The 16,929-nt window shown below is 55.8% G+C and carries 17 protein-coding genes; 8 read left to right on the top strand and 9 right to left on the bottom strand.

Translation table 11 applies throughout. The features are described 5' to 3' along the window. The first annotated feature begins 21 nt into the window (after nt 1-21). Complete coding sequence (gene rsmF, locus IM303_RS16095) at nt 22-1,464, top strand: 16S rRNA (cytosine(1407)-C(5))-methyltransferase RsmF (RefSeq protein ID WP_048998655.1); 1,443 nt, start codon at nt 22-24, stop codon at nt 1,462-1,464. Between the two features lie 105 nt (nt 1,465-1,569). Then, nucleotides 1,570-1,809: a YebV family protein gene (locus IM303_RS16090; protein ID WP_008500472.1), complete on the top strand. Its 240-nt coding sequence runs from the start codon at nt 1,570-1,572 to the stop codon at nt 1,807-1,809. Nucleotides 1,810-1,843: 34 nt separating this feature from the next. Here IM303_RS16090 and pphA read toward each other — a convergent pair whose 3' ends face one another. Continuing rightward, a complete protein-coding gene (gene pphA / locus IM303_RS16085) occupies nt 1,844-2,488 on the bottom strand; it encodes a protein-serine/threonine phosphatase (protein WP_048998654.1) in 645 nt (214 codons plus the stop codon). A gap of 168 nt (nt 2,489-2,656) precedes the next feature. Here pphA and IM303_RS16080 point away from each other — a divergent pair, with 168 nt between their 5' ends. Together IM303_RS16080 and IM303_RS16075 are read left to right on the top strand one after the other, a co-directional pair. Beyond that, complete coding sequence (locus tag IM303_RS16080) at nt 2,657-3,598, top strand: VirK/YbjX family protein (RefSeq protein WP_048958966.1); 942 nt, start codon at nt 2,657-2,659, stop codon at nt 3,596-3,598. A 172-nt stretch (nt 3,599-3,770) separates the two neighbouring features. Beyond that, a complete protein-coding gene (locus tag IM303_RS16075; protein WP_047368118.1) occupies nt 3,771-4,646 on the top strand; it encodes a benzoate transporter in 876 nt (291 codons plus the stop codon). Nucleotides 4,647-5,086: 440 nt separating this feature from the next. Here IM303_RS16075 and IM303_RS16070 read toward each other — a convergent pair whose 3' ends face one another. Genes IM303_RS16070 through yobA form a run of 3 tightly spaced genes read right to left on the bottom strand, consistent with a single transcriptional unit; the run spans nt 5,087 to nt 6,684 of the window. Beyond that, on the bottom strand, nt 5,087-5,425 hold the full coding sequence (locus IM303_RS16070; protein ID WP_028013604.1) for a YebY family protein: 339 nt from the start codon (nt 5,423-5,425) through the stop codon (nt 5,087-5,089). A gap of 16 nt (nt 5,426-5,441) precedes the next feature. Further along, nucleotides 5,442-6,311 carry a copper homeostasis membrane protein CopD gene (copD, locus tag IM303_RS16065; RefSeq protein WP_048998651.1) on the bottom strand — a complete coding sequence of 290 codons (870 nt, stop codon included), beginning with the start codon at nt 6,309-6,311 and terminating at the stop codon, nt 5,442-5,444. A 1-nt stretch (nt 6,312) separates the two neighbouring features. Further along, a complete protein-coding gene (gene yobA, locus IM303_RS16060; protein ID WP_045260311.1) occupies nt 6,313-6,684 on the bottom strand; it encodes a CopC domain-containing protein YobA in 372 nt (123 codons plus the stop codon). A gap of 136 nt (nt 6,685-6,820) precedes the next feature. Between yobA and IM303_RS16055 the strand changes: the two genes are divergently transcribed. From IM303_RS16055 to exoX, 3 genes are all read left to right on the top strand, one after another. Continuing rightward, on the top strand, nt 6,821-7,051 hold the full coding sequence (locus IM303_RS16055) for a DNA polymerase III subunit theta (RefSeq protein ID WP_013096102.1): 231 nt from the start codon (nt 6,821-6,823) through the stop codon (nt 7,049-7,051). Between the two features lie 110 nt (nt 7,052-7,161). Then, a complete protein-coding gene (locus tag IM303_RS16050) occupies nt 7,162-7,812 on the top strand; it encodes a carbon-nitrogen hydrolase family protein (protein WP_048998649.1) in 651 nt (216 codons plus the stop codon). A 24-nt stretch (nt 7,813-7,836) separates the two neighbouring features. After that, on the top strand, nt 7,837-8,499 hold the full coding sequence (gene exoX / locus IM303_RS16045) for an exodeoxyribonuclease X (RefSeq protein ID WP_025756911.1): 663 nt from the start codon (nt 7,837-7,839) through the stop codon (nt 8,497-8,499). Here exoX and ptrB read toward each other — a convergent pair. Together ptrB and IM303_RS16035 are read right to left on the bottom strand one after the other, a co-directional pair. Next, a complete protein-coding gene (gene ptrB / locus IM303_RS16040; RefSeq protein ID WP_193360082.1) occupies nt 8,496-10,556 on the bottom strand; it encodes an oligopeptidase B in 2,061 nt (686 codons plus the stop codon). The genes exoX and ptrB overlap by 4 nt on opposite strands. Nucleotides 10,557-10,641: 85 nt before the next feature. After that, nucleotides 10,642-11,292: a tellurite resistance TerB family protein gene (locus IM303_RS16035; RefSeq protein ID WP_045260314.1), complete on the bottom strand. Its 651-nt coding sequence runs from the start codon at nt 11,290-11,292 to the stop codon at nt 10,642-10,644. A 170-nt stretch (nt 11,293-11,462) separates the two neighbouring features. Here IM303_RS16035 and purT point away from each other — a divergent pair, with 170 nt between their 5' ends. Beyond that, on the top strand, nt 11,463-12,641 hold the full coding sequence (gene purT / locus IM303_RS16030; protein ID WP_193360081.1) for a formate-dependent phosphoribosylglycinamide formyltransferase: 1,179 nt from the start codon (nt 11,463-11,465) through the stop codon (nt 12,639-12,641). A gap of 42 nt (nt 12,642-12,683) precedes the next feature. Here the strand turns inward: purT and kdgA are convergent, their stop codons facing one another. The 3 genes from kdgA to zwf form a co-directional block, all read right to left on the bottom strand. Next, nucleotides 12,684-13,325: a bifunctional 4-hydroxy-2-oxoglutarate aldolase/2-dehydro-3-deoxy-phosphogluconate aldolase gene (gene kdgA / locus IM303_RS16025; protein WP_014884307.1), complete on the bottom strand. Its 642-nt coding sequence runs from the start codon at nt 13,323-13,325 to the stop codon at nt 12,684-12,686. 39 nt (nt 13,326-13,364) lie between these two features. Next, nucleotides 13,365-15,176: a phosphogluconate dehydratase gene (edd, locus tag IM303_RS16020; RefSeq protein ID WP_041909456.1), complete on the bottom strand. Its 1,812-nt coding sequence runs from the start codon at nt 15,174-15,176 to the stop codon at nt 13,365-13,367. Nucleotides 15,177-15,410: 234 nt separating this feature from the next. Beyond that, on the bottom strand, nt 15,411-16,886 hold the full coding sequence (gene zwf / locus IM303_RS16015; protein ID WP_028013613.1) for a glucose-6-phosphate dehydrogenase: 1,476 nt from the start codon (nt 16,884-16,886) through the stop codon (nt 15,411-15,413). Nucleotides 16,887-16,929 lie beyond the last annotated feature (43 nt).

Raw genomic sequence — 16,929 nt, 5'->3', positions numbered from 1 at the left:
ACTTTTCCCTGTGGTGTGCTCGTGGCTCAAAACTCCGTATTTCTTCCCGATCAATTCCTGGCGCAGATGCGCGAGGCGCTTCCCTCTCATCTGTCGCTGGACGATTTTATCGCCGCCTGTCAGCGTCCGTTACGCCGCAGCATTCGCGTCAACACCCTGAAAATCAGCGTCGAGGATTTTCTGGCCCTGGTTTCTCCGTACGGCTGGCAGCTTACGCCGGTTCCGTGGTGTGAAGAGGGATTCTGGATCGACCGCGATGACGAAGACGCGGTGCCGCTGGGAAGTACCGCAGAACATCTGAGCGGTCTGTTTTATATTCAGGAAGCGAGCTCGATGCTACCGGTTGCCGCCCTCTTCGCCGACGGCAACGCGCCTGAACGCGTGATGGATGTCGCCGCCGCGCCCGGTTCGAAAACCACGCAGATTGCCGCGCGCATGGGCAACCGCGGAGCAATCCTCGCCAACGAATTTTCCGCCAGCCGCGTGAAGGTGTTGCATGCCAATATCAGCCGCTGCGGTATTCATAATGTCGCTCTTACGCACTTCGACGGTCGCGTCTTTGGTGCCGCCCTGCCGGAAATGTTTGATGCCATCCTGCTGGACGCCCCCTGCTCCGGTGAAGGGGTAGTGCGTAAAGATCCCGATGCGTTAAAGAACTGGTCCGTGGAGAGCAATCTTGAGATCGCCGCCACGCAGCGGGAGCTGATCGACAGCGCGTTCCACGCCCTGCGCCCCGGCGGCACGCTGGTCTATTCAACGTGCACCTTGAACCGGGATGAAAACGAAGACGTCTGCCTGTGGCTGAAAGCGCAATACCCGGATGCGGTCGAGTTCCTGCCGCTCAACGATCTGTTTTCCTCGGCACAGGAGGCGGTCACGCCGGAAGGTTTCCTCCATGTGTTCCCGCAGATTTACGACTGCGAAGGGTTCTTTGTGGCGCGCCTGCGTAAAACGCAGGCGATTACTCCCCTGCCCGCCCCCAAATTCAAGGTCGGCAATTTCCCGTTTGCCCCCCTCAAATGGCGCGATGCAGCACAGCTTGTCGCCGCCGCCGAAAAGGTTGGCCTGGTCTTGGATCAGAGCCTGCAACTCTGGGTGCGTGATAAAGAGGTATGGTTGTTCCCGGCAGAGATCGCACCGCTCATCGGAAAGGTCCGTTTTTCCCGAATCGGGATCCGCCTTGCGGAGGTGCATAATAAGGGCTATCGCTGGCAGCACGAGGCGGTCATCGCGCTTGCCGGACACGAGAATACGTTCGCCCTGACGCACCAGGAAGCTGAAGAGTGGTACCGTGGCCGCGATGTTTATCCTGACAGCTCGCCTTCCGCAGATGAAGTGGTAGTGACCTATCAGGGATTCCCGCTGGGGCTGGCCAAAAAGGTCGGTTCAAGGCTTAAAAACAGCTATCCACGCGAACTGGTCCGGGATGGCCGACTGTTTACCGGTAACGATCGCACCGCCTGAAAAAAGCGCATTTTTTTACTGGCGATTTTGCTCTCCTTGTCTACGATCAAAAATGGATGCCCATACTGGTCATACCAGATTTTGACAACCGACCCGGAGAGCACTATGACGAAAACCAGCGTGCGTATTGGCGCTTTTGAGATCGACGACGCAGAACTGCGCGGCGAAGCACAAGGCGATCGAACGTTAAGTATTCCCTGCAAATCCGACCCGGATTTGTGCATGCAGCTCGATGCATGGGATGCAGACACCAGCGTCCCGGCAATACTTGATGGCGAACACTCTGTCCTTTACCGTGAGCATTACGATAGTAAAACCGATGCCTGGGTCATGCGTCTTGCCTGACCTAAAGAGAACCCGCCCGAAGGCGGGTTATTTATTACTGCAGCTGCGCCAGCGTAAAGTAACCGTCAAAAACGGCCCCCGTATCAATGTAGTGCAGATTGTCAAAATCATACCTTCTGTCGACGGGCGTATGTCCGAACCAGAAGTGATCCGCCCCGCTAATTCCCTGCCCTTTGCCCACCATAAACCCCATCAGGCGGTCGCGATCCCATAACACGCGCTGGGCGCTTACCGGTTTTTCCCAGCGGTATTCCTCCGCCGGGTAATCAGCATGAGCAATAACGTTCACCCCGTTCGCGCAGGTAATTTCGATAATATGCGGTAACGCACGGCATGCGTTAAGTAACGAGCGCGCCCGCTGCTGCTCTTCATGCTCAAGCCGCGAAAACCACATTCCGCCATTCATTGTCCAGAGCGCAAAATCATTATTATCCAGGCTATCTATTGCCATTTGCTCATGATTGCCCCGCACTGCTCGAAACCATTTCTCATTGATGAGCTGCAATGATTTCACGCTGTCCGGACCACGATCGATCAGATCGCCAACGGAAATAAGTAAATCCTCATAAGGATTGAAATGACGGCGTTTCAGTTCCTCCATGAGCCTCTGGTAACAGCCGTGTATGTCGCTGACAACCCATACGTGACGCCACTCTCCACCTTCTATTCGCTGATACATAAGGCCTCCCTTTAACAGTATAGCCGCCGTCAAAAGCGCAAGAAGATCAGCGCAGCCCGTACAAAGTAAAACAAACGGTAAACCAAAGAGAAATAAAGATCCGCGCGCTCTTAATCCCTTTTTACTGGCTCCTTAGAATAAGGGGAGATAAAAACGAGAGGTCTTCACGTGTCTAATACACAGCTACATAACGATGTTTTCTATCCGCATCGCACGAATATTATTTCCGAGCTGGTGAACGGCAAACGCGTCCCGGGGCCAATCTGGCGGAAACGCGACTACAGACTGAAGTTCCTTTTACGTTCCCTGCTCTTTTGGTCTTCCACCCACCGTATGCTGGAAGCCCTCTCTGGCCGTGACGATTTCGACAAACTGCTGACATCGCAAATTACGTTGCCCAGCAAGACCCATCGGCAGTACCTGATGCGCGGTCTGACGGCTAACGATCGCGCCGACGCTATCGTTAACCATTACTACTGGATCGATCGCCTGAAGGAGAGCCGTCTTGCCCAGGCTATGACCGGCGCGCAGGAACAACCTATCGCGCAGTTCCATGTCAAAGACGGCGTGACCTACACGGTTAATGCGTCCTCAGCTGGCAAAGCCGAGCGTGAAGGTGAGAGTACGCTCTGGCTGCGCGACAACGAGGATACGCTTCTTGCCAGCCTGACCTTTAGCGTCGCCCGCAGCAATGGCCAGCCCGTTGTGGTCATTGGCGGACTTCAGGGCCCCCGTCGCTGCGTGTCACGAGATGCCATTAAACTGGCAACTCGCGCCTGCCATGGCCTGTTTCCCAAGCGCGTGCTGATGGAGGTACTTTTCCAGCTGGCAGCGCAGTCATCTGTTCGGGCCATTTTTGCCGTCAGCGATGAAGGACACGTTTTCCGCGCGCTACGCTATCGCCTCAGCAAAGGCCGTCATTTCCACGCCAGCTATGACGAATTCTGGGATTCTTTGGGTGGAAAAAAACTTTCCGCCTTCTGCTGGCAGCTGCCGCTGCAGATGGAGCGCAAATCCCTCGACGAGATAGCCAGTAAAAAACGCGCTGAATACCGTCGTCGCTTTGAACTGCTTGATGAAATTGAGGCGTCCGTTAAGTCCCATTTCTAATCGCGACAAGCGTTTTCGCTCTCAGCACAGAGAATGCTCTCGGTTTGAGAAAGGAATGATAAAGCAGAGCACTCTTGCATATGCCAGGGGTGCTCAGTTAGCATTGCGCGAAATGAAAATAGCGAATGCGTTGGAAAAGCGCAGTGTAGACGCAAATTTAAGGACTTTAGTGATGATTTACGACTGCTTCTTGTATTACGATGAAGATATGCTTCTTGATATCAGGCTAAATACGCTAGCGGACGTTGTTGATCGGTTCGTTATCGTTGAGTCAACGCATACCTTTACCGGCAAAAAGCGGCAGCTTCACTTTGACATAAATAAATACGGTCCTTTTAAAGATAAAATTATTTATGTTGTGCATGATGAAACACCTCTCATGAAAGCCTCTGACGGCGGCGATCAGCATCAGGACGGTCTGGTGGTGGATGCATGGGCGAATGAAGCCGCGCAGAGAAATGCCATCATGCAGGGCCTCAAAAGTGCTAAAGATGATGATTTGATTTTAATTTCCGATGTGGACGAGATTTTTTCACCACAGGTTATCGGCTCTATCAACGCGAATAAACTCTGCACAACGCTTTATCAGAATTTTTATAATTATCAGTTTAATCTGCAGGTTTTTAATACAGATAACACCCCAAGAAAATGTAAACTGCCGAGAGCGACAAAATATAAAAACCTCGTTCATTTTTTTGGCGGCGAGCCTGAGTCGTTCAGAAATCTTAAACGCACCAGAAGCGTCAAAAACTGGTCCTGGCTTAAATGGAACTGGTTCAAACTTAACAATCGCATCATTGAAAATAGTGGCTGGCATTTCTCATGGGTTATGACCCCTGAACGCATATCAGAAAAAATGTCCACCATCTCCCACACGGAATACGATCTGCCTGAGTTCAACAACCCGGAACATATCATGAAGGTGATAAAAAACGCCGAAGATATCTGGGGACGAGACAGGAAGTTAATCAGGCAAGAGCTGTCGGCAGACAATTTCCCCGAGTATATCGTTAACAACAAAGATAAATTCAGGGAATTCATTATTTAACTATCAGGCCGGGCCTTTACTTCACCGACGAAGATTCCACAGCGATCGCCAGGCCACAATTTTTTAACAAAGATGCCAAAAAACCCTGGACGCACGCGGTCCTGAGTATGTTATGGTTTAGTCAGGATAGGGAACTGTCCATCTATTCTCGGGGTTTTCGGTCCATAACCGAAGAAACCTTTTGAGAAACAAACAGATAAAAAGAGACCGAATACGATTCCTGTATTCGGTCCAGGGAAATGGCTCTTGGGAGAGAGCCGTGCGCTAAAAGTTGGCATTAATGCAGGCTAAGTCGCCTTGCCTTTTAAGAATAGATGACGACGCCAGGTTTTCCAGTCCACAGCAAAAGTGGCCTGAAAAAAAGCGTCAGAGCATCATTAAAAGTGAAAAACCGCAGTGCTTTGGCGAGCATCTGCGGTTTTTTATTGGAAACCTGAACGTCAGCAGAGCTTGTCAGCGCGCTCGATAAACGGTGCCAGGCTCATCTTCTGCCCCGGGTTGGCCGGGTCATCAATCTGAATCACGCTGACTGGTTGACCGCTGCTCTTGCCGCTGGCGACCTGCTGCTCAGCGGTATCGTTGAGCGGGTACTGGACCAGCGTGCTCGGGTTGATCGCATACAGCGCATGGCCCGGACGGCAGGTCAGCATCACCTCTTCGCGATTAAAGGCCCATTTGTCTTTGCCCACTTCAAAGCGGCTTACTGTGATTACCTGCGGTGCCGCCAGAGCGCTTCCCGCGCAGGCCAGCAATAAGAGAGAAAGTACTGTCTTTTTCATTTAATAGTTAACCTTGTCAGAAGGGTTCCCAGGTAGCAAACAGACTGACCGTTGCCAGAACCAGCGCGCCTAGCACCACCTCTGCCTGTGTCATCCTGATAAACATCTGTTGTGCGCGCCCGGAATCCGGACGGAACCGTGGCACCAGAAAATACCGATTTGCCAGCGCAATTGCCACCATCAACGCCACGAGAGCACATTTGAACAACAAAAACTGCACGTAGCCAGCCTGCCAGGGAATATGGATGCCCAGAATCAATAGCGCATTCACTACGCCGGTGAGCAGCACGCCTGCGACGGCATAATGCCCCACGCGCGAGAAACGCATCATGGTATAGATGGCCGCGTTCTGCCAGCGTCCTTTCGCCAGACGCATGCAGAACAGCAGCGGCAGCAATCCACCCACCCAGGTTGCGGCACACAGCAGGTGAACAGCATGATTGAGTCGCTGTATCGCCCCCATCGGGCCGTCGCTCATCGCCGCGTGCCCTACCCCTGCCAGCAGGATAAGCTGGCCCATGGCGAGCAGCAGCAGGCGCGAGCCTTTCAGCGGCGCGAGCCACGCGACGACAACGGTGATGGCAGCGAGGATAATTTGCCACAACCAGACGCCACCAAACCGCGTTCCCAGCACGCTGTACCAGATTTGCGGGTTAAACACATCGCCCCAGCCGTTGCCCATTAAGCCGCCCTGAAGCATAAACATCAGGATCGCGGCGGTCAGGCTGACGATGGACGCCACTCTCTGCTGGAGCTGGAAACGCCGGGCCATCAGGCGGTGCAGCCCGGAAGGCGCAAACCAGACGCTGTAAAGCGCGTTGCCAAAAACGAGCATTAACGCCGCAAAATGGATAAAGCGCAATCCTACGTATAACAGTCCCAGCATGCTATTTCACGCTGAAGCGATAGCTGCCTTTGGTTTTATGGCCGTCGACGGAAACCACGTGCCAGTCCACCCGGTAAGCCCCCGGCGCCAGCGTCTGTTCCAGCGGAACGGTCAGCTGTGCTTTGTTCTTTTCGTCTCGCGTGGCGGTACCGGTTTTGATCACCTGCTTTTGCGCATCCGTCACCACGACGCCGCTAAATCCGGGCTCGATACCTTCGGAGAAATTCAGCGTCAGCACCTGCGGTGACGCCACCTGGCTGTCCGCTGCCGGGCTCTGCTGCTCAAGATGCGCATGCGCCAGCACGGAGGGTGAGATTACCGTTGAGGCCAAAAAAACCAGTGCGCATACCGCGCGGGAAGCGGATAAACCCATCACAATCATTCCTTTTTGTTATGTCTGTATGCTAAAGAATAACGCTGTATAATAAACGAGTCGAGGATCATCCCGCTCTGCTTGTCATCGTCGCGCAATCGCGGTAACGTTGCCGCCGCAAAATAAGGAGAAGGTAATGAAGATCAATCTGGCCGCCCTTCCTCAGGACGAGATGGATAAAGTGAATGTCGATCTCGCTGCCGCTGGCGTCGCCTTTAAAGAGCGTTACAACATGCCCATCGTGGCTGAAGTGGTGGAGCGAGAACAGCCCGCCCATCTGCGTGACTGGTTTCGCGAAAGGTTAATTGCCCACCGTCTCGCCTCGGTCAACCTCTCCCGCTTGCCGTACGAGCCGAAAGTTAAATAAGCTTAACGACTCGTTACACTTCCTTACGCGGAATCTGGCAGGATAAGAAAACCCTGATTAAATTAGGTGTACTCTTTAATCCCTGCGACTCTGTGTATAAGGAAGTCACGATGTCACATTGGAATATTGCGGCAGCCCAGTATGGCGGGCAGCATCAAAGCGTAGATGACCATATTGCGCACCATCTCAACTTTATTGCCGAAGCAGCACAGCATCATTGCGATTTGCTGGTTTTCCCGGAACTCTCATTAACCGGCCCGGGCGCGACGGCATTACCGCTCCCGCCCGAAGACGATCGACTACAGCCGTTGCTTGACGCCGCGCATTTTTACCGCATTACCCTCATTGCAGGGCTTCCCGTTGAACGAAACGGTCAGCGCCAGAAAGGCCTTGCGCTGTTTATCCCCTCCCGCGATCGTATTCTGCGTTACCCTCAGGGGAGCGGCGCCAGCCTGGTGCCGGGTGATAAACAACTCACGATTATCGATGGGCAAAGCGATTCCCCGAATCTTGATCCGCAGGCAACACTCTTCACCAGCTGCCAGTCGGTGAGGGATTACCGCTGGCGACAGTCCATCAATACCCTGCAGCGCTTTGCGCACAGGTATGCCATCGCGGTGTTAATGGCAAATGCCGGCGCGGGCAGCGCGTTATGGGATGAAAAAGGCCAGCTGATCGTTCGGGCAGATAAGGGGGAGCTCCTGTTGACCGGCACGCGCAGCGGACAGGGTTGGCAAGGCGATATCATTCCTTTAGGCTAAGCGTTTTAAGCTCAGGAGATTTTCATGCTGCGCGTCATTGATACCGAAACTTGCGATCTTCAGGGCGGAATTGTGGAAGTGGCCTCGGTCGACGTGGTTGATGGAAAGATCGTCAACCCGATGAGCCATCTGGTGCGTCCCGATCGTCCTATTAGCCCACAGGCCATGGCTATCCATCGCATTACAGAATCAATGGTGGCGGATAAACCCTGGATAGAAGACGTTATCCCGCACTACTACGGCAGCCCATGGTACGTTGCCCACAACGCCAGCTTTGACCGTCGGGTGCTCCCCGAAATGCCCGGGGAGTGGATTTGTACCATGAAGCTGGCGCGTCGCCTCTGGCCAGGGATCAAATACAGCAATATGGCGCTGTATAAATCCCGCAAGCTCAGTGTCAGAACCCCTGAAGGGCTGCACCATCACCGCGCCCTGTATGACTGCTATATCACCGCCGCGCTGCTCATAGATATTATGAACACATCGGGCTGGACGCCGGATGATATGGCAACGATCACCGGACGCCCTGCGCTGCTGACGACGTTCACCTTCGGCAAATACCGCGGGAGAGCGGTATCGGATATTGCGGATAAAGATCCGGGCTATCTGCGCTGGCTGTATAACAACCTCGACAAAATGAGCCCGGAGCTGCGCTTAACCCTGAAACACTATCTGGGCGAAGCTTAACGCTGAACACGGCCTGGCAACGTATCCTGCGCCAGGCCTATCAAAAAGGCATACTCCAGGGCCACCCCTTCGTAGGATTTGAATCGACCCGATTTCCCCCCGTGCCCGGAGTCCATATCGGTGCAGAGCAGCAGCAGGTTGTCATCGGTTTTCAGCTCCCGCAGCTTTGCTACCCATTTTGCCGGTTCCCAGTATTGCACCTGTGAATCGTGCAAACCGGTCGTCACCAGCATGTGCGGGTACGCTTTCGCTTCCACGTTGTCATACGGGCTGTACTCTTTCATATAGCGATAATAGGTTTCATCCTGCGGGTTGCCCCACTCCTCAAACTCCCCGGTCGTCAAAGGGATGGACTCATCGAGCATAGTGGTAACCACATCGACAAACGGGACCTGCGCAACAATGCCCTTAAAGCGATCGGGCCGCTGATTGATGACCGCCCCCATCAGCATCCCCCCCGCGCTGCCGCCCATGCCGAAGCAAAGCTGAGGATCGCCATAGCCTTGCTCAATCAGCGCATCGCAGACGTCGAGATAGTCGTTGAAGGTGTTTTTCTTTTTCAGGAATTTCCCGTCTTCATACCAGTGCTGCCCCAGCTCGCCGCCGCCGCGAATATGGGCAATGGCGAAAACAAAGCCGCGGTCGAGCAGGCTTAATCTGCTGCTGCTGAAGTCGGCATCCATGCTGGAGCCATAGGAGCCGTAGCCGTAGACCAGGATCGGATTTTTACCCTTCTGAAAATGCGTCTTATGATAAACGAGCGAAACCGGCACCTCCACGCCATCGCGCGCGGTGACCCACAGGTGTTCGCTGCGGTAATTGTCGGAATCAAAGCCCTTCACTTCGGTTTGCTTAAGTACCTGGCGCTGTCCGGTATCCATATCCAGCTCAAAGAGCGTATCCGGCGTAGTCATCGACGAGTAGCCGTAGCGCAGCCGGGACGATTCAGGTTCCGGGTTAAAGCCGATCCACGTGACGTAGGCCGGATCGTCGAACGCAATCCCTATCACCTCACGCGTTTTACGGTTGATCTGCCGGATACTGGTCAGCCCCCGCTGGCGCTCCTCCACCACCAGCCAGTCGGTAAACAGCGTGAACCCTTCCAGCATCACCTGATCCCGCGCGGGAATGAGCACCTCCCACTTGCGCTCGTCGCGCACCTTGGTTTTGTACAGACCAAAGTTCTTGCCTTCACGATTCGAACGCAGATAAAAGCTGTGCTGGAAGTGATCCAGGCTGTACTCGTGGTCCTTGCGGCGCGGCAGGAAACAGAGCGGCTGGGCGTCAGGCAGTTCGGCATCCAGGAGCAGCACTTCCGAGGTGGTGGCGCTGGCGAGGAAAATAATCACATAGTGGCGCGAGGAGGTTTTATGCAGGCTGACATAAAACGTTTCGTCTTTCTCTTCATAGACCAGCTCGTCACCGGCTGAGTCCGTGCCTACGGTATGGCGCCACACCTGATAAGGCAGCAGCGTGGAGGCGTGCTTTTTAACGTAGTAGACCGTCTCGGAATCGTTCGCCCAGACAAAATCCGGGGAGACGTTTTCCAGCATTTCCGGATACCAGTTGCCGGTTTCCAGATTGCGAAAACGCAGGCCGTACTGGCGCCGGGAGAGATAATCCTCCGCCAGCGCCATGATGGTGTTGTCCGGGGAGATGGACATACCGCCCAGGGTATAAAACTCGCTATGGGCGGCGCGCTGGTTTGCATCCAGCAGAATGTCCCATTCATCCCACTCGGCGCTTAATACCGACTGTCGTTGATAGATAGGATACTCGTTGCCCGGCTCATAGATATGGCGATAGCGATAGCCGTTTTTGGTCCAGGGCGCGGAGATGTCGCGCTGGGGAATACGCTGCACCATTTCGTTCAGCAGTTGGTCCTGCAGCGCCTGCTGGCTGGCCATGACCCTGCGGCCATAGTCGTTTTCCTCGTGCAGGTAGTCGAGCACCTCTGGCCGGGAACGCGAATCGTCCCGCAGCCAGTAGTAGTTGTCTATGCGCGTATCGCCATGCGTGACGATCGCATAAGGAGTACGTCGGGCTTTCGGTGGCATGTCATCATTCTTTTAAGTTTTACACCCTATAAGGTTGGCAAAACCCGCGCATGATGCAAGCGAAACATGACCACGGGGGCGCGAGTTAGCCCTGTAGCGCCTGTTTTTGTTCCCCGATATCTTTTTCTATCCCCTCGCGCACGTCCTGAGGGATCTTCAGCGCGTCGCCGAGGGCGTTAAGGTAGCTACGCTCCATAAAGTGATCGATATCTATGGCGGCACAGCTGAGAAAATAGAGTTCCAGCGCCTCTTCCTCATTTTTCACGCTCAGTGCCAGACGCTGCGGATCGAGCGGCTGTTCAATGGCCTGCGCCACCAGCGTTCTGCCCTGTTCTTCAACACCCGCCTCGCGCAGCTGCTGTTCGATAGCCGCTCTTTCATTATCATCAATATGCCCGTCGCTTTTGGCGGCAAACACCAGCGCCAGGATGAGCCGCTCCGTGCGCAGATCCAGCGGAGAAGTATGCTCCCCATAGTGAGGTTCATCGCGGTGCGCCGCTCGCACCCTGTCCTTATATTTGTTCCACAGCACGGTGCCGGCGATAGCGCCGCCCCCGGCCAGCAGCGCGCCGGTACCGTACTTCGCCAGCAGCTTGCGTGAGGATTTATTGGCAACCAGCAGCCCTGCCAGCCCACCGAGCGCCCCCGGTACCAGAAGTTTGCTCAGCCCCTGCTCGCCGGAACCAGACGTTTTCTGCCCTAACATGGATTGCAGTTGATTTAACCAGCCTGACATGGTTTCCCTCGCTTAACGGTTAACATGTTCTCCAGCGTAAGCGAGCAGGCGTCAGGAAATGTCCATCAAGCCTAAAGAAGCGCAAATTTCTGGTCTGCCCTTTTGCCGTGCGCAAGACAGACGCAAACGTTTTCGTTTATACTGCGCGCATCTTTTTCAGGGGGAATGTTATGACTCGTTTAGGAACCGCGCTGCGACCTGCGGCGACGCGCGTAATGCTGTTGGGATCGGGCGAACTGGGTAAAGAAGTCGCCATTGAGTGTCAGCGTTTAGGGGTGGAGGTGATTGCCGTAGACCGCTACGCCGACGCGCCCGCCATGCACGTCGCCCATCGTTCTTATGTGATTAACATGCTGGACGGTGATGCCCTGCGTACGCTCATTGCACGGGAGAAACCGGATTTTGTCGTGCCGGAAATTGAAGCTATCGCAACCGATACGCTGATCGCCCTTGAGCAGGAAGGCCAGCGCGTGGTGCCCTGCGCCAAAGCGGCAAAGCTGACCATGAACCGTGAAGGCATTCGCCGCCTGGCGGCGGAGGAGCTGGGGCTGCCTACCTCTAGCTACCGTTTTGCGGGTGACAAAGCCGCATTCCTGCAGGCCGTTGAAGAGATTGGCTACCCGTGCATCATTAAGCCGGTGATGAGCTCTTCCGGGAAAGGTCAGAGCTTTATTCGCGACAGCAGCGAGCTGGACAGCGCGTGGGATTATGCGCAACAGGGTGGCCGTGCCGGTGCCGGTCGCGCGATCGTCGAAGGCGTGGTGAAGTTTGATTTCGAAATCACTCTGCTCACCGTCAGTGCCGTGGACGGCGTCCATTTCTGCGACCCAATTGGCCACCGTCAGGAAGATGGCGATTATCGTGAATCCTGGCAGCCGCAGCAGATGAGCGACCTGGCGCTGGAGCGTGCCCGGGAGATTGCCCGTAAAACCGTTCTGGCCCTGGGCGGTTATGGCCTGTTCGGCGTGGAGCTGTTCGTCTGCGGTGACGAAGTGATCTTCAGCGAAGTCTCCCCTCGCCCGCACGACACCGGTATGGTCACGCTCATTTCGCAGGATCTCTCGGAGTTCGCCCTGCACGTGCGCGCCTTCCTCGGCCTGCCGGTTGGCGGCATCCGCCAGTACGGCCCGGCGGCGTCGGCGGTGATCCTTCCGCAGTTGACCAGCCAGAATGTGACGTTTGATAACGTCGAAGGCGCGGTGGGCGCAGGCCTGCAGGTCCGTCTGTTCGGCAAGCCGGAGATCGACGGTACGCGTCGTCTGGGCGTGGCGTTAGCCACCGGGGATAACGTTGACGAGGCCGTAGCAAGAGCAAAAGCGGCGGCTGCGAACGTTCAGGTAGCAGGATAAAAAAAACGGGCCGAAAGGCCCGTTTTTCATGCTGCATATGGCTTACTGCTTCGCGCCTTCAACCGCTTCACGAGCCAGTTTCGTGATGCGATCCCAGTCGCCCGCTTCCAGCGCATCCGCCGGAACCAGCCATGAGCCGCCGATGCACAGTACGCTTTTCAGCGCCAGGTAGTCGCGGTAGTTAGCCGGGGAGATACCGCCCGTCGGGCAGAAGCGTACCTGAGAGAAAGGACCGGCAATTGCCTGCAGCGCTTTGGTGCCGCCGTTCGCTTCTGCCGGGAAGAATTTGAACTCTTTCAGACCGTAGTCCATGCCCAGCATCAGTTCAGAAACGGTGCTGATGCCCGGGATCAAGGGAATGGTGCCTTCGGTCGCGGCCTTCAGCAGCGGCTCGGTCAGGCCCGGGCTGATGGCAAACTGTGCGCCGGCTTCGGTCACTTCCGCCAGCTGCTGCGCGTTGAGAACGGTACCCGCACCGATGATGGCGTCCGGCACTTCTTTAGCGATGGCGCGGATGGCATCCATCGCGCAGGCGGTACGCAGGGTCACTTCCAGAACGCGAACGCCGCCCGCAACCAGCGCTTTCGCCATTGGCACAGCGTGCTCCAGCTTGTTTACCACGATAACCGGCACGACAGGGCCAGTGGTCAGGATTGCTTCTGCACTTGTTTTCCAGTTTTTCATCAGAGTTCTCTCTCGCCAGATCGTTAAAATCAAGTCGTCTTAAAACGTAATACAGGTTGCGCCCTGCTCCGCACCGGAGAGCTTCTCACGCAGCGCGCTGAACATTTCGCGTCCGGTCCCCACGCGCGATGCGCTCAGGTCAGGAATATGAGGCTGACGTGCCGCCAGCTCCGCGTCATCCACCAGCAGGGTTAACTCGCCAGTCTGGCCGTTCACGCGGATCATGTCGCCGTCGCGCACTTTCGCCAGCAAGCCGCCGTCGTAGGCTTCAGGCGTGACGTGGATGGCGGAAGGCACTTTGCCGGATGCGCCTGACAGGCGGCCATCGGTCACTAACGCAATTTTGAAACGGCGGTCCAATAATACACCAAGTGGTGGCATAAGTTTATGTAATTCTGGCATGCCGTTCGCTTTTGGCCCCTGATGACGCACGACCACCACGCAGTCTTTATCCAGCAGACCGGCGTCGAAGGCAGGCAACACGTCGTGCTGGCTTTCAAACACTACCGCCGGGGCCTCGATAACCTGGTTCTCTTCCGGCACGGCAGAGGTTTTCATCACCGCGCGGCCAAGGTTGCCGCTCAGCACTTTGGTACCGCCGTGGTGGGAGAACGGTTTGTCGATAGTGGCAATCACCTGCGGATCAAGAGACGCGGTTGCCCCGTCGCGCCAGTCCAGCTCGCCGTTGTTCAGCCACGGCTCCTGGGTGTAGCGCTGCAGACCAAATCCGGCTACGGTGTTCACGTCTTCATGCAGCAGACCGCCTTTCAGCAACTCGCGCATCAGCAGCGGCACGCCGCCCGCAGCCTGGAAGTGGTTGATGTCCGCCGGCCCGTTCGGGTACAGACGCGCCATCAGCGGTACCACGGAGGAGATGTCGGAGAAGTCATCCCAGTTAATCAGGATACCCGCCGCGCGCGCCATGGCCACCAGGTGCATGGTGTGGTTAGTTGAACCGCCGGTTGCCAGCAGGGCGACGATACCGTTGACGATCACTTTTTCGTCGACCATTTTGCCCATCGGCATCCATTCATTGCCGTTTCCTGTCAGGCGCGTCACCTGACGGGCCGCGGCCTCGGTCAGCGCCTGGCGCAGCGGCGCGTCCGGCTGGATGAAGGACGAGCCCGGAAGCTGCATCCCCATAAACTCCACCACCATCTGGTTGGTGTTGGCCGTGCCGTAGAACGTACAGGTGCCCGGCGCATGGTAGGACGCGGCTTCGGCTTCCAGCAGCGCCTGACGATCGGCTTTGCCTTCCGCATACAGCTGGCGGATACGCACTTTTTCTTTATTCGGCAGACCGCTGGCCATCGGGCCGGACGGCACGAAAATCGCAGGCAGATGACCAAACGACAGCGCCGCCATCACCAGGCCCGGGACGATTTTGTCGCACACGCCGAGATACAGCGCGCCATCAAACATGTTGTGTGACAGGCCCACCGCCGCAGACATCGCAATCACTTCGCGGCTCAGCAGCGACAGCTCCATACCATCCTGCCCCTGCGTCACGCCGTCGCACATGGCCGGGACGCCCCCTGCCACCTGCCCGACCGCGTTCACGCTGTGCAGCGCTTTACGAATGATGTTGGGATAGACCTCATACGGCTGATGCGCGGAGAGCATATCGTTATAGGACGTGATAATAGCGATATTGTTACGCAACATGCTTTTCAGTGAGGCTTTGTCATCAGGCTGGCAGGCAGCGAAGCCGTGGGCCAGGTTACCGCAGGCCAGCTGGGAGCGGTGAACGGTGTTGCTTTTCGCCTGTTCAATGCGGGCGAGGTAGGCCGAACGGGTCTCTTTCGAGCGCTCGATAATGCGTTGTGTTACGCGTAACAATACAGGATTCATAAAAGCTCCTTTAATTTATCTGTCCGGGCTCGGGAGTTTACAAAGTAGCTGGCGGTTGTTAACAACGCTGAAACGCTTGCTGTCCGGAGCTCAGGGGCAAAATCACTTCCGGCAGTGTAATAAAAAAAGCCCCGCGGGTGAATCCACGCGGAGCTTAAAAGTATAAAAATTGTGCCACTAGCTGTGTTAGATCATGTTACCGGTAAAATAACACTTTCGGGCTAGCGGAATATGCTACTCAAACTCGTTCCAGGAGCGGCCATCGCGGGTGATCATCGCCACCGACGCCACAGGCCCCCAGGTACCCGCCTGATACGGTTTTGGCGCATCCTGATCGGCAGCCCAGGCTTCGGTGATGGAATCAACCCATTTCCACGCCTCTTCCACTTCGTCGCGACGCACGAACAGCGCCTGGATACCGCGCATGGTTTCCAGCAGCAGACGCTCGTAAGCATCCGCAAGGTGCGTCTGGTTGAAGGTTTCGGAGTAGCTCAGATCCAGCTTGGTGGTCTGCAGGTTGTGCTTATGATCCAGGCCCGGCACTTTGTTGAGGATCTGGATATCCACCCCTTCGTCCGGCTGCAGACGGATGGTCAGCTTGTTCTGCGGCAACTCCTGCCAGGACTCTTTAAACAGGTTCAGTTCCGGGTTCTTAAAGTAGACAACCACTTCGGAACACTTCGTCGGCAGACGCTTACCGGTGCGCAGGTAGAACGGCACGCCCGCCCAGCGCCAGTCGTCGATATCCACGCGGATGGCCACAAACGTCTCGGTATTGCTGGACTTGTTCGCGCCCTCTTCTTCCAGGTAGCCTGGCACTTTTTTACCTTGCGCAAACCCGGCAGTGTACTGGCCGCGAACGGTTTTCTCGCGCACGTTGGAGCGGTCAATGCGGCGCAGCGACTTCAGCACTTTCACTTTGGCATCGCGGATGCTGTCAGCCGTCAGGTCAGACGGTGGAGACATGGCAATCATGCACAGAATTTGCAGCAGGTGGTTCTGGATCATGTCGCGCATCTGGCCGGCCTGGTCAAAGTAACCCCAGCGACCTTCAATCCCCACCTCTTCCGCCACGGTAATTTCCACGTGGTCAATGGTACGGTTGTCCCAGTTATTCACAAACAGGGAGTTAGCGAAACGCAGCGCCAGCAGGTTCAGTACCGTCTCTTTACCGAGATAGTGGTCGATACGGTAGACCTGGCACTCTTCAAAGAACTCGCCCACCTGGTCGTTAATTTCACGGGAGGTAGCCAGCGACGTCCCCAGCGGTTTTTCCATCACCACGCGCGCCGGCTTGGCGTTCAGTTTGGCTTCGCCCAAACCTTTGCAGATGGCACCAAAGGTGCTTGGCGGCATGGCGAAATAGTTAATGGTGACACGGTTTTTCTGATCCAGCATGGCACCCAGGCGGGAAAACGCGCTGACGTCATTAACGTCCAGGTTGCAGAAATCGAGACGACCGCTGAGGGTATCCCACAAACTTTCATCAATTTTTTCCTTCATGAAAGTTTCGAGCGCCTCGCGGACAACTTTGGTATAAGCGTCCTTGTCCCAGTCGGCGCGCCCAACACCCAGGATACGCGTATCCGGATGAATTTGGCCCGCTTTCTCCAGTTGATACAGGGAAGGCAGCAATTTTCGGCGTGCAAGATCGCCTTTCGCGCCGAAAATGACCAGGTCACATGCCTGGGCTGTTTGCGTTACCGCCATGTCATTCTCCTCAGTTGGATCACCTGGTGCTTCTGCCAGGTAT

The sequence above is a fragment of the Enterobacter cloacae complex sp. P38RS genome (assembly GCF_014930775.1).
Classification (GTDB): Bacteria; Pseudomonadota; Gammaproteobacteria; order Enterobacterales; family Enterobacteriaceae; genus Enterobacter; species Enterobacter bugandensis.
Note: the sequence above shows the minus strand (reverse complement) of the source record. Positions and strands in the feature narration are given on the sequence as shown.

Excerpts from the sequence above, each read along its gene's own strand:
- IM303_RS16090 (WP_008500472.1), top strand. The coding sequence starts at position 1,570 with ATGACGAAAACCAGCGTGCGTATTGGCGCTTTTGAGATCGACGACGCA.
- pphA (WP_048998654.1), bottom strand. The coding sequence starts at position 2,488 with ATGTATCAGCGAATAGAAGGTGGAGAGTGGCGTCACGTATGGGTTGTC.
- IM303_RS16075 (WP_047368118.1), top strand. The coding sequence starts at position 3,771 with ATGATTTACGACTGCTTCTTGTATTACGATGAAGATATGCTTCTTGAT.
- IM303_RS16070 (WP_028013604.1), bottom strand. The coding sequence starts at position 5,425 with ATGAAAAAGACAGTACTTTCTCTCTTATTGCTGGCCTGCGCGGGAAGC.
- copD (WP_048998651.1), bottom strand. The coding sequence starts at position 6,311 with ATGCTGGGACTGTTATACGTAGGATTGCGCTTTATCCATTTTGCGGCG.
- yobA (WP_045260311.1), bottom strand. The coding sequence starts at position 6,684 with ATGGGTTTATCCGCTTCCCGCGCGGTATGCGCACTGGTTTTTTTGGCC.
- IM303_RS16055 (WP_013096102.1), top strand. The coding sequence starts at position 6,821 with ATGAAGATCAATCTGGCCGCCCTTCCTCAGGACGAGATGGATAAAGTG.
- IM303_RS16050 (WP_048998649.1), top strand. The coding sequence starts at position 7,162 with ATGTCACATTGGAATATTGCGGCAGCCCAGTATGGCGGGCAGCATCAA.
- exoX (WP_025756911.1), top strand. The coding sequence starts at position 7,837 with ATGCTGCGCGTCATTGATACCGAAACTTGCGATCTTCAGGGCGGAATT.
- ptrB (WP_193360082.1), bottom strand. The coding sequence starts at position 10,556 with ATGCCACCGAAAGCCCGACGTACTCCTTATGCGATCGTCACGCATGGC.
- IM303_RS16035 (WP_045260314.1), bottom strand. The coding sequence starts at position 11,292 with ATGTCAGGCTGGTTAAATCAACTGCAATCCATGTTAGGGCAGAAAACG.
- purT (WP_193360081.1), top strand. The coding sequence starts at position 11,463 with ATGACTCGTTTAGGAACCGCGCTGCGACCTGCGGCGACGCGCGTAATG.
- kdgA (WP_014884307.1), bottom strand. The coding sequence starts at position 13,325 with ATGAAAAACTGGAAAACAAGTGCAGAAGCAATCCTGACCACTGGCCCT.
- edd (WP_041909456.1), bottom strand. The coding sequence starts at position 15,176 with ATGAATCCTGTATTGTTACGCGTAACACAACGCATTATCGAGCGCTCG.
- zwf (WP_028013613.1), bottom strand. The coding sequence starts at position 16,886 with ATGGCGGTAACGCAAACAGCCCAGGCATGTGACCTGGTCATTTTCGGC.